This is a genomic window from Solimonas sp. K1W22B-7, assembly GCF_003428335.1.
Classification (GTDB): domain Bacteria; phylum Pseudomonadota; class Gammaproteobacteria; order Nevskiales; family Nevskiaceae; genus Solimonas_A.
Genome location: NZ_CP031704.1, coordinates 2,125,130 through 2,141,331, shown reverse-complemented (window position 1 = coordinate 2,141,331; position 16,202 = coordinate 2,125,130). Strand labels below are relative to the sequence as shown.

12 protein-coding genes and 2 tRNA genes are annotated in these 16,202 nt (G+C 66.7%); 10 read left to right on the top strand and 4 right to left on the bottom strand.

The window, feature by feature from the left end; genetic code table 11:
• Positions 1-299: 299 nt before the first annotated feature.
• Positions 300-387, bottom strand: a tRNA-Ser gene (locus D0B54_RS09830).
• A 99-nt stretch (positions 388-486) separates the two neighbouring features.
• Here D0B54_RS09830 and D0B54_RS09825 point away from each other — a divergent pair.
• From D0B54_RS09825 to D0B54_RS25075, 10 genes are all read left to right on the top strand, one after another.
• The gene (locus D0B54_RS09825; protein ID WP_117291157.1) at positions 487-2,700 is read left to right on the top strand and encodes a sensor histidine kinase; all 2,214 of its coding nucleotides are present in this window, start codon (positions 487-489) and stop codon (positions 2,698-2,700) included.
• The gene (locus D0B54_RS09820) at positions 2,697-4,904 is read left to right on the top strand and encodes a hypothetical protein (protein WP_117291156.1); all 2,208 of its coding nucleotides are present in this window, start codon (positions 2,697-2,699) and stop codon (positions 4,902-4,904) included. The genes D0B54_RS09825 and D0B54_RS09820 overlap by 4 nt, the downstream gene beginning before the upstream one ends.
• On the top strand, positions 4,901-5,548 hold the full coding sequence (locus tag D0B54_RS09815) for a response regulator (RefSeq protein WP_117291155.1): 648 nt from the start codon (positions 4,901-4,903) through the stop codon (positions 5,546-5,548). Before D0B54_RS09820 ends, D0B54_RS09815 begins: the two co-directional genes overlap by 4 nt.
• A 63-nt stretch (positions 5,549-5,611) precedes the next feature.
• Positions 5,612-5,687 (top strand) — tRNA-Thr (locus D0B54_RS09810).
• 266 nt (positions 5,688-5,953) lie between these two features.
• Entirely contained in the window at positions 5,954-6,391 is a 438-nt protein-coding gene (locus D0B54_RS09805) for a type IV pilin protein (RefSeq protein ID WP_117291154.1), read from the top strand.
• Positions 6,385-6,999: a GspH/FimT family pseudopilin gene (locus D0B54_RS09800; RefSeq protein ID WP_117291153.1), complete on the top strand. Its 615-nt coding sequence runs from the start codon at positions 6,385-6,387 to the stop codon at positions 6,997-6,999. Before D0B54_RS09805 ends, D0B54_RS09800 begins: the two co-directional genes overlap by 7 nt.
• Position 7,000: 1 nt before the next feature.
• Positions 7,001-7,441, top strand: a complete 441-nt coding sequence (locus D0B54_RS09795) for a type IV pilus modification PilV family protein (protein WP_117291152.1) — start codon at positions 7,001-7,003, stop codon at positions 7,439-7,441.
• A gap of 7 nt (positions 7,442-7,448) precedes the next feature.
• Positions 7,449-8,498, top strand: coding sequence for a PilW family protein (locus D0B54_RS09790; protein WP_162932686.1), 1,050 nt, complete (start codon positions 7,449-7,451; stop codon positions 8,496-8,498).
• Positions 8,492-9,106, top strand: coding sequence for a pilus assembly PilX family protein (locus D0B54_RS09785; protein ID WP_162932327.1), 615 nt, complete (start codon positions 8,492-8,494; stop codon positions 9,104-9,106). The genes D0B54_RS09790 and D0B54_RS09785 overlap by 7 nt, the downstream gene beginning before the upstream one ends.
• Before the next feature lie 33 nt (positions 9,107-9,139).
• Positions 9,140-13,435: a pilus assembly protein gene (locus tag D0B54_RS25075; protein WP_117291149.1), complete on the top strand. Its 4,296-nt coding sequence runs from the start codon at positions 9,140-9,142 to the stop codon at positions 13,433-13,435.
• Positions 13,436-13,548: 113 nt separating this feature from the next.
• On the opposite strand, the gene D0B54_RS09775 is transcribed toward D0B54_RS25075, so the two are convergent.
• From D0B54_RS09775 to lspA, 3 genes are all read right to left on the bottom strand, one after another.
• Positions 13,549-14,553, bottom strand: coding sequence for an IS30 family transposase (locus tag D0B54_RS09775; protein ID WP_117291148.1), 1,005 nt, complete (start codon positions 14,551-14,553; stop codon positions 13,549-13,551).
• A gap of 189 nt (positions 14,554-14,742) precedes the next feature.
• Complete coding sequence (gene ispH / locus D0B54_RS09770; RefSeq protein WP_117291147.1) at positions 14,743-15,684, bottom strand: 4-hydroxy-3-methylbut-2-enyl diphosphate reductase; 942 nt, start codon at positions 15,682-15,684, stop codon at positions 14,743-14,745.
• Between the two features lie 17 nt (positions 15,685-15,701).
• Positions 15,702-16,199: a signal peptidase II gene (lspA, locus tag D0B54_RS09765; RefSeq protein WP_117291146.1), complete on the bottom strand. Its 498-nt coding sequence runs from the start codon at positions 16,197-16,199 to the stop codon at positions 15,702-15,704.
• Positions 16,200-16,202 lie beyond the last annotated feature (3 nt).

Here is a 16,202-nt window from a genome sequence, read left to right as displayed (position 1 = left end):
CAAATTCAGCTATTTGGCGTGAAATCACGCACATAAGGTCAAAATTTTTGGCTTTTTTGGGAGTAGATCGGCGGTTTCCGCCCCCAAGACCGCCAAACTGAACAATCCTGAGCTTCCATCTTCCGCAGAGAGAGGGATGGCTCGCCGCCAAGGCGGCTCGGGGCTACGCCCCGCGGCCCTTCAGGCCGCGCAGCCCTGCGCTCTCGCGCAGGGCCCGAACCCTGCACTGTTTGTCCGGGGGTTCGAATCCTTCCTTAACTTTCCAGAGTTTACCGCTCAATTCTGAAGTAACTTAACTTTGGCGGAGAGAGAGGGATTCGAACCCCCGGACGGTTGCCCGTCAGCGGTTTTCAAGACCGCCGCAATAGACCACTCTGCCATCTCTCCGTGTAGTGGTATTTTACCTACAAATCCTTGGCCTGAACGGGGTTTTCGCTACCATTCAGGGGGTGCGGGGCGACTTTCCCTGCCGCTAAGCTGCCCGACATGGACTTCAGGCCTCGCCAAGCTGTTCCCGCCCGCTGGCTCACGGCATTGGGTGCCGTGGCCGCGGCCGGCTGCGCGGCGATCCTGGCCCTGGCCCTGGCACAGCCCTCGCTCGGACTGGACCTGGCCCCCGCGGAGCCGCCTGAATCAGCCCCTCTGGTGCGCCAGCAACTGGCCGGCGGCAGTGTCATGGCCGTGCTCAGCGGCCTGGGCGACACCCATGGCCAGCGAATGTCGCTGCGCAGCGACGATCTGGCCCCTGAACCCGATACCACCTTCCCTGCGTATGCCGACTACAACCGCTTCCTGTTGCGGCAGGGGGAAATCGATACCCTGATCCGCGGCGGACCGGTGACGCTCTACGGCAGCGACGGCGCCCTGCAGACCCTGGCGCCGGCCCCGCGCAGCCTGGCCAGCCTGCCTTGGCAGTTCTGGCTGCAGCTGCTGGTGGCCGTCGCCGGCCTGGTGGTGGGTGGCCTGGTCTGGATCTTCCGCCAGCACGAGCCGGTCACCCGCTACTTCGCGCTGACCGGCGTCGGCCTGTACCTCAGCGCCGGCAGCGCGGCGATCTACAGCACCCGTGAACTGGCCCTGCCGGCGGAACTGTTCCGCGCGCTGCATGCCACCAATACCACCGGTGCACTGCTGTTCTGCGGGGCCTTCGTGGCAGTGCTGCTGCACTACCCCACACGGCTGTCACGGCAGAACCTGGCGCCGGCGCTGGTCGGCATCTACCTGCTGCTGGCCCTGGGCAACCTGCTGCAGGCCTTCCACGGCTTCGACGCGGCGATGCGCATCCCGGTCCTGCTGGGCTTCGCGGCCACCGCGGGCCTGGCGGCCTGGCAGTGGCTGCGCGTGCGCCATGACCTGGTGTTGCGCGCCGCCTTCCAGTGGTTCCTGTTCGCCTGGTTCATCGGTAGCGGGCTGTTCCTGATGCTGGTCTTCGTGCCGGCGCTGATGGGCCAGGACACCGGCAGCGAGCAGGCGCCCTCGTTCGCGCTGTTCCTGCTGATCTATGTCGGCATCGCCTTCGGCATCGCCCGCTACCGCCTGTTCGATCTCGGCCTCTGGTGGTTCCGTGCCTGGATCACCGTGGCCAGCGTCGGCGGTCTGGTGGCGCTGGACCTGGCATTGATCGCACTGTTGCATCTGGACCAGGCGCTGGCGCTGACGGTCAGCCTGCTGGCCATCGGCGCGCTGTACATCCCCCTGCATGCCTGGCTGTGGCGCCGCCTGGCAGGCAGCCAGGAGCAGCGCGACCCCATGGCGGTGATGCAGAACATCGTGCTGTCGGCCAACCGCGAGCCCGCGGAAGCCTGGCGCGAGGCGCTGCAGGGCCTGTTCCAGCCACTGCAGCTGGAACGGCTGTCGTCTTCGCCCCAGCAGCACCGCCTGGCGGATGACGGCACGGCACTGGAACTGCCGGCGGACCGCCTGCTGCCGGCACTGCGCCTGTGCTACGCCAACCGCGGCCAGCGGCTGTTCTCACCGCACGACGTCAAGACGGTACGCACGCTGCAGATGCTCTGCGGCCAGGTGTTCGCCTACGGCGAGGCCACCCGCATGGGCATGGAGCAGGAGCGCCAGCGCATCGCCCGCGACATGCACGACAGCCTCGGCGGGCGCCTGCTGACACTGCTGCACCTGGCGCCCGAGAACCTGCAGCCGCAGATCCGCGAGGCGCTGGACGACATGCGGCTGACGGTGAACTGCCTGAGCAGCGGCAGTGCAACACTGGAAGAGGCACTGGGCCAGTGGCGCGCCGAAATCGACGAACGCTGCGACTCGCAGCAGGTGCAGCTGCGCTGGCAACAGCCGGAGCAGGGCCTGGAACTGCAGTTGGAACCGGAGGCGCTGCTGCACCTGCAACGCCTGCTGCGCGAACTGGTGAGCAATGCGCTGCGCCACGCCCGGCCGACACTGCTGCAAGTGCGGTTCGCCCTGGGCGGTGAAACCTTCTCCTTCAGCGTCGAGAACGATGGCTGCCGCCAGCCGCCCTCGGACTGGAAGTCCGGCGTCGGCCTCAAGAGCATCCGCTACCGGGTGGAGACCCTCGGCGGCAAGGTGAACTGCACCGAGCCGCTGCCGGGCAGCGTGCGCCAGACCTGCATCCTGCCGCTGGGTCCCGCCCCGGCGGAACCGCCGGCGGCTGCGGAACCCGCCGCGGCGCAGGAGCAAGGCTATCCCAGGCAGGCGTTGGGCAGCCCGTCATGAGCATCTATTTCCCCGATCGCGACGACACCGCTGACGGCGCACTGCCGCGGCGGCTGCCGCGACATTGGCGTATCACGGCCGCCGTGCTGCTGTTCGCGGTGCTGGAACTGCTGCTGAGCCTGCACCTGGCCACGCAGCACCCCTGGCTGGGAATCGACCTGGTGGCAAGCGTCGACGGCAGCGGTGTCGAGGTCGCGGGCGTGGCCACGGATGGCCCGGTCTCCGGCAAGCTGCACAGCGGCGATCGACTGCTGGCCTTGCGCGGCGGCGACCGGATTGCCTTCACGCTGCGGGGCAGCGACCTGGTCGAGGAGCCAGACTACTTCAACGACTACGCGGACTACCGGGCATTCTTCGCCCGCCAGCAGCGCCTGGCCGAGCTGCTCGACGACCCGCAGCTCGCCGCTCAGGCCGCAGATGGCCGCTGGCAGTCGCTGCCGCGCCTGCCGGAGCGCCCGCTGGCGGATTTGCCGAACCTGTTCTGGCTGCAGCTGCTGTTCGCCGTTGCCGCCCTGAGCGCCGGCGCCGTGGTCGTGGCGATCCGGCCGCAGCGCGAGGCCTGGTGGTATCTGGCCACCAGCCTGGCGCTGTCGCTGGTCTGCGCCACCGCGGCGATCTACAGCACGCGCGAGCTGGCGCTGTACGGTGGGCTGTTCCACCAGCTGTCGGCACTCAATCATCTCGGCGGCCTGCTGTTCCCGGCCTGCGCGGTGGCGATGCTGTGGAACTACCCTCGCCCCCTGGGCCGCCCGCAGACGGCCTGGCTGTTCCCGGCCGCGGCATTGCTGATCTGGTGCCTGCATGCCTCGCAACTGCTGGTGAATCACGACATCGGCTTCCGCCTGCAGGTGATGATCGCCATGGCCGGCTTCTGCTACCTGGCCTGGAGCCAGTGGCAGCGGTCGGCGACGTATCCCGCCGACCGCGCGGCGCTCAAGTGGTTCCTGTTCTCCTGGGTTGCCGGCAGCGGCCTGTTCATCGTCGCGCTGTTCCTGCCGCTGATGCTGCGCCTGGGGCCGCTGATCCCGCAGGGTTACCTGTTCGGCCTGCTGCTGCCCTGCTACCTGTGCATGCCGCTGGGCCTGACGCGCTACCGCCTGTTCGACCTCGACCGCGGGTGGTTCGAGGCCTGGGCGCTGTTCTTCGCCGCCTGCGCGGTGCTGGTGCTCGACGGGCTGCTGATGCGCCTGGCCGGCCACTCGCCGGAGACCGCCCTGGTGTTCGCCCTGGCGCTGACCGGCTGGCTGTTCTACCCGCTGCGCCGCATGGCCTGGCAACGCCGGCAGCGCGAGCGCCAGGCCTCGCGCATCGAGCGCTACACGCAGGCTTCGGCACTGATGCTGACCCTGGCCCCCGACACGGTGCCGATCCAGTTCTGGAAGAAGCTGCTGCAGACCGCCTTCGCACCGCTCCAGATCAGTGCTGCGGGCGCCACCGTGCCGGTCCTCGCCCTGCAGGACGAGGGCAATGTCCTGGCGCTGCCGGCCAGTCCCGGAACCGAAAGCCTGCTGCTGTTCGGCGCCGAGAACGGCCGGCGCCTGTTCGACCCGGACGACCTGAAGACGGCCGAGACCCTGGCCGGCCTGTTCGTCCAGGCGATGGCGGCGCGCGATGCCTATACGCGCGGCGCCGAGGAAGAGCGCGGCCGCCTGCGGCGCGAGTTGCACGAAGACCTCGGGGCCCGGCTGCTCAACCGCGTCCACACCACCTCCGACAGCGACGAGGCCGCCAGCAGCCGGGCGATGCTGGAGGAGGTGCGCTCGCTGATCGACCTGCTCGACCACCGCGAATTCCGGCTCGACGAGTGCATCAACGAGTGGCAGGCACAGTTTCACGAACAGTGCGATTCCGCCGGCATTGATGCCCATGTCCATGCACCGCCCTCGGCGCCGGCCTACCGGCTGACCGTGGTCGAACGCAGCTTCCCGGCGCGCATCCTGCGCGAGGCGGTGAACAATGCGCTGCGCCATTCCCGCCCCACCCGGCTGAGCCTGACCCTGCGCATCGACGGCCGATACCTGTCGTGGGTGTTCGAACACGACGGCCTGACCCACCCGGTTGCGGGGTGGCGTCCGTCGCGCGGAATTCGCAATATCGACATGCGCGTGCAGGATCTCAAGGGCAGCCTGGAATGGCAGCAGCCATCGCCCGACCGTCTACGCATGGAACTGCGTTTCCCGCTGACTGATGGAGGTTCTACGTGAAGACCGGACTTGTCGTTGAAGATCTGCCCGCACCGGCCCAGTGGCTCGCGGCCGTGCTGGAAGAGTCCTTCCCCGGCATCCGGGTGGACATCGCCTCCAGCCTGGCCGAGGCCCGTGCGATCCTGGAAAAGCGCACGCCCGACATCGCCCTGATCGACCTGGGCCTGCCGGACGGCTCGGGCGTGGACCTGATCCGCGATATCTCGCAGAGCCAGCCGCATTGCCAGTGCGTGGTCACCACGATCTACGCCGACGATCGCCACCTGTTCCCCGCGCTGCGCTCCGGCGCCTCCGGCTACCTGCTCAAGGACCAGCCCAAGGAGCGGGTCGTCTCGGCCCTGCGCGGCATCGCCTCCGGCGAGCCGCCGCTGTCGCCGGTGATCGCCCAGCGACTGTTGCGGGTGTTCGGCCAGGACCAGGCGGAAACCGCCAGCCAGGACAATCCCCTGTCCAGCCGCGAGCGCGAGGCGCTGGTGCTGATCGCCAAGGGCTACAAGCTGCCCGAGGTCGCCGAGCAGCTCGGCGTGACCCGCAACACCGCCGCCGGCTTCATCAAGTCGATCTACCGCAAGCTGAACATCTCCAGCCGCGCCGAGGCGACGCTGGAGGCGGCGCGCATGGGCCTGGTCAGCACACGCTTCTGAGAGTCGGAGGCAGCGATTGTTTGCGGTGGCGGCTTCCGCCTATAATCCGCGCCCTTCTACCATGCCGAAATAGCTCAGTCGGTAGAGCGACTGATTCGTAATCAGTAGGTCGCAGGTTCGATTCCTGTTTTCGGCACCATATTCCTTCCGGCATTTCCACGCCGCCCCGCGATGATCCCCGGGGCTGGCGGCTTGCCTGCGACCCCGAGTTTTCATTCAAGTTCGGCCAGGACTCACCGGGCATTGCGCACGGCCGACCGCTAATCTGCGAATCAGCACCATTCGTCCCCGAGGGGCGTTAATTTTCTCCATTGAAAACATCGCGCTCTTCCTATCTCACCCCAAAACAGTTCAGTATTTGCATAGACAGATTCACACATAATGAAGGGGGCTTCAGTGACAAGCATGCCAACTGCACGCAGGGGGAGGGTCGGCGGTTTCACACTGATCGAGGTCGTGATCGCCATTGCGATCGTCGGCATCCTGTCCGCCCTCGCGCTTCCGGCCTACCGCGACTATGTGCGCCGCGGCCGCATCCCCGAAGCCACCGTGCAGCTGGGCTCCAGGCAGGTCGACATGGAGCAGTTCTTCCAGGACAACCGCACCTATGTCGGCGCCCCGGCATGTGTGACGGACTCCACGACGAGCAGGTTCTTCACCTTCAGCTGCACGGGGCAGACCGCGGCCGCCTACACCCTGGTCGCCACCGGCTCGGGCGCGATGGCCGGCTTCGGTTTCTCGGTTGACCAGGGCAACACCCGTACCACGGTTGCAGTGCCGTCGGGCTGGACCCTGCCCGGCACCAACAACTGCTGGGTCATCAAGAAGGGCGGCGTGTGCTGAAGCGCCCCGTTCATCGCGGATTCACCGTCGTCGAGCTGATGGTTGCCCTGACGATCGCGGGGATGCTGATGATGCTGGGAATGCCTGCCTTCGTCAGCCTTCTCAACAACTCCCAGGTCCGTGCCGCCGCCGAAGGCGTGCAGACGGGTTTGCAGCTGGCACGCGCCGAGGCGGTCAAGCGCAACACGGCCGTGCGCTTCCAGCTGACCTCCACCGCCGACAACTCCTGCGCCATCAGCACGGCCGGGCGGAACTGGGTGGTCAGTCTCGACGACCCGGTCGGGGCCTGCGCCGCCGCTACCTCGGATACCACCGCGCCGCGCATCGCCATGGCCCGCCCCGCATCGGAAGGCGGTTCCAACGTAACGGTCGCCGGCTTCCTCGCCGGCACGCCCGCCAACGGCCAGGCCGTGGCGATCTTCAATGGCCTGGGCCAGCTCACGACCCCCGCCGCCGGCATCAACTTCCGCTTCACCAACCCCGGTGCGGACGCCTGTGCCGGCCAGGGCGGAGACCTGCGCTGCCTGCAGGTGAACGTCAGCCGCTCCGGCCAGATCCGGATGTGCGACCCGAACCGCAGCGACGTCAACGACTCGGAGGCCTGCTGACATGAGTTCCCTGCTTCGCAGTTCCCGGCATCGCGGCTTCGCGCTGATGGAATGCCTGTTCGCGATCCTGATCTTCGCCGTGGGTATCCTGGCCCTGGTCTCGCTGCAAGCCACTTCGGTCAACGAATCCTCGACCGCCAGGTACCGTACCGATGCCAGCCTGCTGGCCAACCAGCTGATCGGCCAGATGTGGGTGGCCAACCGCACCAACGCAGCCCTTACCGCCGCCTTCGCCAGCCCTGGCGGCACGGCCTTCGCCACCTGGAATACCACGGTCAACAATACCCTGCCCGGGGCAGCCACCTATCCCCCGACGGTGGTGGTGGACACCATCGCGGGCGTCAACGGCAGCCGCGTCACGATCACGGTCCGCTGGAAGACTCCCGCGGAGAAGCCGACCGATGCGGCGCACCAGTACACCGTCATCACGCAGATCATGTAGGGATGACATGAACCAGCTTTTCAATCGGCGACACCGCGGCACCGGCTTCAGCCTCATCGAGATCATGGTGGGCTTGGTCATCGGCATGATCTCCGTACTGGCGATCATGCGGGTGTTCACCCTGTCGGAGGGTTCCCGCCGCACCACCAGCGGCGCCAGCGACGCGCAATCCAGCGGCACCATGGGGCTCTACCAGTTGCAGCGCGACCTGCGTCAGGGCGGCCAGGGCATGAACTCCATGCTGGTCCTGGGCTGCAATGTCACCCTGCGTGCTGGCGTGACGATCAACTCCCTCGCGCCCTTCGTCATCAACCATGCCGGCATCCCGGCGGGCGATGCCGGCAGCGATACCCTGCTGATCGCCTACAGCGGTTCCTGGGGCTCGCCCGAGGGCACCAACGTGGTGCAGCAGCCGGCGACCAACCAGTTCACGGTGACCACGCCGACCTCCTTCGTGGTGAACAACTGGGTGATGCCCTCGCTGCAGACCCGCCCCGCGCCCTGCAACCTGACGATGGAACAGGTCGTCGCGGTCACCACCTCGCCGCCGGTGGTCAGGGTTACGACCGGGCTTGCGGGCATGACCGGCGGCACGCTCTACAACCTGGGCACCACCCCGGTGGTGGTGGGCTACGCGGTGCGCAACGGCAATCTCACCGCCTGCGACTACATGACGAACAACTGCAGTACCGCTGCCGGCGCGGCCGATCCCTCGATCTGGGTCCCCATCGCCTCCAACATCGTCGCCCTGCGTGCCCAGTACGGTGCCGACACCTCGGCGCCGATGGACAGCTTCGTGGACGCCTACAACCAGACCACGCCGACCACCGCCTGCGGCTGGCGGCGCATCTCGGCGTCGCGCGTGGCCGTGGTGGCACGCAGCATCCAGTTCGAGAAGACCAACGTCACCACCGTGGTGCCGACCTGGGCCGGCACCGGCACCAATGACATCATCCTCTCCGGCAACCCGGACTGGCAGCGCCACCGCTACCGGGTGTTCGAAACCACCGTGCCCGCCCGCAACATGGCCTGGCTGGGAGTACAAGCAGGATGCTGAACCGTCGATATTCCCCGCGGTTGCCGCGCCGCTCGCGCCAGGGCGGCATCGTGCTCTTCATCGCGCTGATCGTGCTGGTGATGATGACGCTCGCCGGCATTTCGCTGATGCGCTCGACCTTCACCGGCAACCTGATCGCCGGCAACCTCGCCTTCCAGCAGTCGGCCGTGGGTTCCGCCGATCGCGGCGTGGAGACGGCGATTGCCTGGCTGCAGGCGCAGACGCCCACCACCCTCTTCAACACCCGCACCGTCGCCGGCAGCAACTATTCGGCGATACGCGGCGATCCGGCCGGGACGCAGTCCTGGGATGACTACTGGACCACCGTGCTGGCGGCCGCTCCCACCCCCTTGGTCAACACCCTGGCGGCCGACGGCGCGGGCAACACCGTGTCCTATGTCATTCACCGCCTGTGCAACGCCCAGGGCGACCCGTCCAGCGGCGTCGGCTGCGACGTCTCGCCGCTGGTCGCCGCATCGTCCACCAGCAGCAAGGGCTCCGGCGTGGTCTCGCTGCTGCAGACCAGCCAGGTGTACTACCGCATCACCGTACGGACCGTCGGTCCGCGCAACACGGTCAGCTTCGTGCAGGCCGTGATTGCCATGTAAGGCTGTAGCCGAATCGCGAATTCAGAGGTTGCCATGTCAAAACAACTCAACAAGTTCTGGTCCAGCCTGGCGGCGGGTTTGATGCTGGGCCTGTCCTCGGCCGCATCGGCGACCGACATCGCCGATTCGCCACTGATCACCTCGCCCTCGGACTCGGTGCTGCCCAACCTGCTGTTCATCCTCGACGACTCCGGCTCCATGCTGCTGGACGGCCTGCCGGACCATGTCTTCAACGCGCACTGCAAGGGCACCGACGGCAACTACACGACCGACTGCTGTACCAACACCAACGCCGGCGGTTCCACGCCCTGCTGGAGGGACGACGACACCGGCTACTCCGCGAGCAGCCCCTTCACCTATCGCGGCTACCCGCCGCTGATGGCCAATGAATTCAACACGATCTATTACAGTCCGACGATCACCTACACCCCGCCGAAGAACGCCGACGGCACTTCCTACCCCAGCTACACCACCTGGACCAGCGTCCCCAACGACGCCTACGGCACCCAGGCAAGCCATAACATCGACCTGGTGACCAAGTTCCCGGACATGGAATGGTGCACCAATGCGACCAACAGCAGCGGCAGCCTGACCTACGCGGACTGTGTCCGCAACGACAATTACATCCTGCCGGGCACGGTCACCATCGGCGCGACCACCAAGACCTACGCCACCCGCCGCGACACCCAGGCCACCGGCACCGGCAGCCTGATCTCCGGAACGCTGGCCGAGCCGGTGATCACCACCGGCAAGCCCTTCGGCCCGCACTACTACACCATCCTGCCCGGCGAGTACTGCGACAACATCAACCTGCGCAACTGCCAGGCTGCCGCCAGCTCCACCTACAACGTGCCGGCCTCGCTGCGCTGGTGCACCACGGCAGCCAATGCCGCCGCCACCACCCCGGCGGCCGGCAGCTGCCAGGCGCTGTACTCGTCGAGCTACACCTTTGCGCGCTACCCGGGCCGCTTCTTCACCGCGGCCATTCCGCCGACGGGGCCAGTCGCGGCGGTGCCGGCCTCGGTGTCCTTCGCCATCGTGCTGACCAACTGCTCGAGTGCCAACGGCTCCGCCCGCGTCACCTCGGTCAAGGTGGGTGCCACGGAAATCCTCAACGGCGGCGCCACCGGCTACACCACCAGCGCCACCACCCTGGGCGGCAGCGTCAGAACCAACATCACCAGCGCCTCGGGCTACACCGACGGCGGCAGCAACGCCAACGTCACGCTGACCCAGAACACCGCCAGCAACATCAACGGCACCGTGGTGACGGTGACCTTCCAGAAGCAGGCTGGATCCAGCCAGAACATCTGCACGGGCTCCATCAACCCCGCCTCGCCGGCCTTCAGCGGCTTCGTCGCCGCGATCCCGGCGACGCCGGGGGTGCCGGCGCAGTACACCGGCCGCTTCGTGCGCACCGACATCGTCTCCTCGCGCACCAGCTACCCGAAGGCCAGCACCCGTACCGACTGCGCGGGCAGCACCTGCAGCTACAACGAGGAGATGACCAACTTCGCCAACTGGTGGGCGTACTACCACACGCGTGCGCAGATGGTGAAGTCCTCCGCGGCCATCGCTTTCTCGCCGGTCGGCGACAAGTACCGCCTCGGCTTCGCGGAGATCAATGCGACCACCCGCAACAGGGCGATTACCACCTTCAACACCACGACCAAGGCCAACTGGTACAGCAGCCTGTTCGGCTCCGATCCCAATGGTGGCACGCCCTTGCAGGCTGCCTTGGCACGCGCCGGGCGCATCTATGCCGGCAAGCTGTCGGCCTCCGGCGGCAGTGATCCCGTGCAGTATTCCTGCCAACAGAATTTCACGATCCTTTCGACGGACGGCTACTGGAACGCGGGCTCCGGCATCACCCGAGACGACGCCAAGGCCGTGCAGGTCGACGGCTCGACCACGGTCGGCAACCAGGACGGCACCATGCCCGAGCCCTACAAGGACGGCAACGGCTCCAGCAACAACCTGGCGGACATTGCCGCCTACTACTACAACACCGACCTGCGCACATCCGGCTTCGCCAACTGCACCGGCGCCCTGGTGCCGCCGGCCACGACCGGCAACAACGTCTGCGACAACAACGTGCCGGTCAGCGGCCAGGACTCGGCCAGCCACCAGCACATGACCACCTTCACGGTGGGCCTGGGCATCCCCGGCTACATGCAGTACCAGTCGGACTATGAGACGGCCACCGAGGGCGATTTCCACAGCATCAAGAATGCCGTGCAGGCCAACCCGGCAGGCGGCATCTGCTCCTGGCAAACCACCGGCGCCTGCGTCTGGCCCAACCCCACCAGCCTGCTGGAACCCCGCATCGACGACCTGTGGCATGCCGCCGTCAACGGCCGCGGCAAGTACTACAGCGCGCGCGATCCCGCCTCGCTGCGCGACGGACTGACCGATGCACTGGCCGGCGTCTCGGTACGCACCGGCACCGCCGCCGCCGCCACCGCCAGTAACCCCAACGTGGTGTCCGGCGACAACTTCATCTTCAGCTCGACCTTCGAGTCGGTGAAGTGGACCGGCCAGCTGATCCGCCAGACCATCGACATCAGCACCGGTGCGCTTTCCGGCGGCGCGGACTGGAGCGCGCGCGACCAGCTCGACGGCAATACCAGCCGCAGCATCTACATTTTCGACGGCAGCGCGGCCAGCAAGCTCGAGGCCTTCCAGTGGGCCAACCTGGACGCGACCCAGCGCGCCTACTTCCAGACGCCCAACATCTCTCCCCTCTCGCAGTTCTGCAGCAGCGGCACCAACTGCCTGAGTTCCACGTCGCAGACCGCGGCGGCCGGCCAGAACCTGGTCGACTTCCTGCGCGGCGACCGCATCAACGAGGGCGGCCCCTTCGACTCGAGCAAGTACTACCGCGAGCGCGAGCACCTGCTGGGCGACATCGTCAATGCCGAGCCGGCCTACGTGAAGAAGCCGGTGTTCAGCTACACCGACTCCGGCTACAGCGGCTTCAAGTCCGCCAATGCGGGCCGCGCCGGCACGGTCTATGTGGCGGCCAACGACGGCATGCTCCACGCCTTCAATGCCGACGACGGCTCCGAGCGCTGGGCCTACATCCCCACCGCGGTGTTGCCCAAGCTCTACAAGCTCGCCGACAAGACCTATGGCGTGAACCATGAGTACTTCACCGACGGCACCCCGCTGGTCAGCGACGTCTACATCGGCGGCGAATGGCGCACGATCCTGGTGGCCGGCCTCAATGCCGGCGGCCGCTCCTACTACGCCCTGGACATCACCGACCCGGCCACGCCCAAGGCGCTGTGGGAATACACCGAAGCCAACATGGGCCTGACCTTCGGCCGCCCGGAAATCTCCAAGCTGAAGGACGGCACCTGGGTGGTCTTCCTGACCTCGGGCTACAACAACGGCACCAATGCGAGCCCCATTCCCAGCGGCGACGGCAAGGGCTATCTCTACGTGATCAACGCCGCGGACGGTACCCTGGTCCGCAAGATCAGCACCGGCGCCGGCACCGCCGCGGGGCCCAGCGGCCTGGCACAGATTCGCGCCTGGTCGGACAATGCCGAGCTCAACAACACCGCGCAGCGCGTCTACGGCGGCGACCTGCTGGGCAATATGTGGCGCTTCGACGTCAATGGCGATGTCGGCGGCGCCGGCTTCGACGCACACCAACTCGCCGCCGTCGGCAGGCCGATCACCTCGCGCCCGCAGCTGGGCGATGTCTCGGGCACCGCGATGATCTACTTCGGCACCGGCCAGTACCTGGGCATCAGCGACCTGGCAGCGGGCGGCACCGAATCGTTCTATGCGGTGAAGGACACGCTGGGCACGGTGAGCTACGGCAACCCGCACGGCGATGCCAGCTTCGTGCTGCAGACGCTGACCACCAGCACCTGCCCCAGCGGCTCCTCGATCTGTACCGCAGGCCAGGAAACGCGCAGCAACAGCAACAACACCGTGAACCTGGCAGTGAACAACGGCTGGTACCTGGACTGGCCGATCAGCGGCGAGCGCTCGGTTACCGACTCCGACCTGCAGCTGGGCACGCTGGCCGTGACCACCAACGTCCCGGCTTCGGATGCCTGCACGGTGGGCGGCTCCAGCTACATCAACTTCTTCGACTACCGCAGCGGCAAGGCCGTGTCGACGGCGCAGAACGTGTCGAGCGTCAAGGTCGGCAACGCCCTGGCGACGCGCCCCGTGCTGATCCGCCTGCCCAACAACAAGGTGCTCAGCCTCATCCGCCTGTCGGACGGCACCACGGTGGTGGCGCCGACGCCGGTCGAGGGGCTGGCCGGCAACACCCGCCGCCTGTCCTGGCGCGAGTTGCGGACGCAGTAGAGCGAAGCCGCGAAAAACGAAAACCCCCTGACGATGCTCTCGTCAGGGGGTTTCTCTTTAGTTACCGCATTTTTGGTTTAACCGCTTACATCGCAGTCGTTTCACCATTCGCGTCATACCGGCGAAAGCCGGTAGGTGGATTCACATTTGAAATGCAACACTTTGGCGAAGACCTCGGCTGGGGTTTTGAAGCCGAGGCACTTGCGTGGCGTGTGATTGTAGATCTGAGCGATCTGCAGGAGTTGGTCTGGGGAGAGGTCTTCGACATTGGTTCCCCGGGGCAGCCAGCGACGCAAGCGCCCGTTGGCATTCTCGACGCCGCCCTTTTGCCAGGGGGAATGCGGATCGCAGAAATAGGTCCGCAAACCCAGGGGCTGATGCAGGGTGTGATGCAAGGCGAATTCGGTGCCGTTGTCGAAGGTGATACTGCGGCGCAGGGCTGGGGGCAGCGGGGCTAGCAGGGCCTTGAGCGTCTGAGCGACCGGTGCGGCAGCCTTGCTGGGCTGGCGCACGATCGCGGTCAGGCGGGACGTCCGCTCATGCAGGGTCAGGACGGCCTGGCCATAGCGCGCAAAGAGCATCAGGTCGGCCTCCCAGTGTCCTGCCTGGCGCCGGTCAGCTGCGGCCTTGGGGCGTTTTTCGATCGAAACCCGCTGCTGGATGTGCTCTGCCGGGCTGCCGCCCTTGCGGCCGCGGAACCCGCGCTTGCTCTTGGCTCGGGGCAGATAGAGACGCCAGGCATAGTCGTTGGTCCGGGCGATCTGGGCGGCAATGAAGCGATAGATGCTCTCGTAGCTGATCTGCAGGCCCTGCTGGGCCAGCCGCCGCGATACCTGCTCGGGAGACCAGCCTCGGCGCAATCCCTCCAGAACCCTGGCTTGCAGCTCGGCATCACGCAGAAGCCGGCTACCTTGCCAGCGGCGCGCCCGAGCTTGCTCGCCGGCATAGACGCTCTGGTAGCCCGTCGCGCCAGTGTTGCGCTTCAGTTCCCGAGAAATGCTCGATGGCGCGCGATCCAGAGCTGCCGCAATTTGCCGGATCGACTCCCCGGCTTGGCGCCGACGGGAAATCTCACACCGTTCCTCGATTCCAAACTGCTCAAAGCTCTTGCGTCCCATTGCAGCACCCTCGTAATAGGGTGTTGCATTTGGTTTGTGAACTCACGGTATCCAGTCGTACGGTGACTACTCCTGTCCGGGACTGGATGCCGGCTTCCGCCGGCATGACAGGTTTCATGTTGCCGATCGAATCGAAACTGCTTCAAGGCTGCGACAGCGACAACCGCCCCTGGAGACGCGCCGTGGAACTCAGCCCTGGCGCCGCAGCGGCTGCGGCAGCGAAAAGACGATGTGTTCCTGGCGGCCGGGCAGTTCCTCGGCGACCTGGCCGCCCAGTTCGCGCAGCCGCGCCACCACCTGCTTGACCAGGATCTCCGGCGCCGAGGCACCGGCGGTGACGCCGACGACCTTGCGGCCAGCCAGCCAGCTGGCGTCGATGTCCTGCGGGCCGTCGATCAGGTAGGACGGCACGCCGCGCAGTTCCGACAACTCGCGCAGGCGGTTGGAATTGGAGCTGTTCTTGGAACCGACCACCAGCACCACGTCGCACTGGGCCGCCAGTTCCTTGACCGAGTCCTGGCGGTTCTGCGTGGCGTAGCAGATGTCGTCCTTGCGCGGCCCGTGGATCTGCGGGAAGCGCTGGCGCAGGGCGTCGATCACGCGCGCGGTGTCGTCCACCGACAGCGTGGTCTGGGTGACATAGGCCATGTGCGCGGGGTCGCGGATCGCCAGCTTGGCGACATCGTCCGGGGTTTCGACCAGGTAGATGTGCCCACCCTGGCTGGGATCGAACTGGCCCATCGTGCCTTCCACTTCCGGGTGGCCGGCGTGGCCGATCAGCACCACCTCCCTGCCTTCGCGCGAGTAGCGCTTGACCTCGATGTGGACCTTGGTCACCAGCGGGCAGGTCGCGTCGAACACCGTCAGGCCGCGGCGCGCAGCATCCTCGCGGACCTGCTGCGAAACGCCGTGGGCGGAGAAGATGCAGGTGGCGCCGGTGGGAATCTCGTCGACTTCCTCGACGAATATCGCCCCCTTGGCGCGCAGGTCGTCCACCACGAAGCGGTTGTGCACCACCTCGTGCCGCACGTAGATCGGCGCACCGAGCACCTCGAGCGCACGCTCGACGATCTCGATGGCGCGATCCACCCCGGCGCAGAAGCCGCGCGGGTTGGCCAGCAGGATTTTCATGCTTGCCTCACTTATCGTCATTTACCGGGCGTCGCCGCCATTCTGCCCCGGCGCAGGTCCAGAAGCATGTCCAGGATCAGGAAGCCGGCGCCGAAGCTGATGGCGATGTCCGCGACGTTGAATGCCGGGAAGTGCCAGTTGCCGACATAGAAATCTATGAAATCAACGACGTGGCCGCGCGTGGCGCGGTCGATCACGTTGCCCAGGGCACCGCCGAGGATCAGCGCCAGCGCCACCGCCACCAGGCGCTGCCCGGCCGGGTTGCTGCGCATCCAGACCAGGATGCCGACACTCACCACGGTGCCCAGCAGAACGAAGGCGAAGGGCGGCATGTCGCTCATCATGGAGAAGGCGGCGCCGGTGTTGGTGACGTGCCGCAGGTTCAGCGACGGCAGCAGCGCCAGGCTTTCGAACTCGGCGAAGGTCTTCACGATCAGCTGCTTGGTGACCTGGTCCAGCACGATGATCGCGGCAGAAAGCCAGAGCCAGTAGACGTTCTTGTACTGAAAAGACATGGG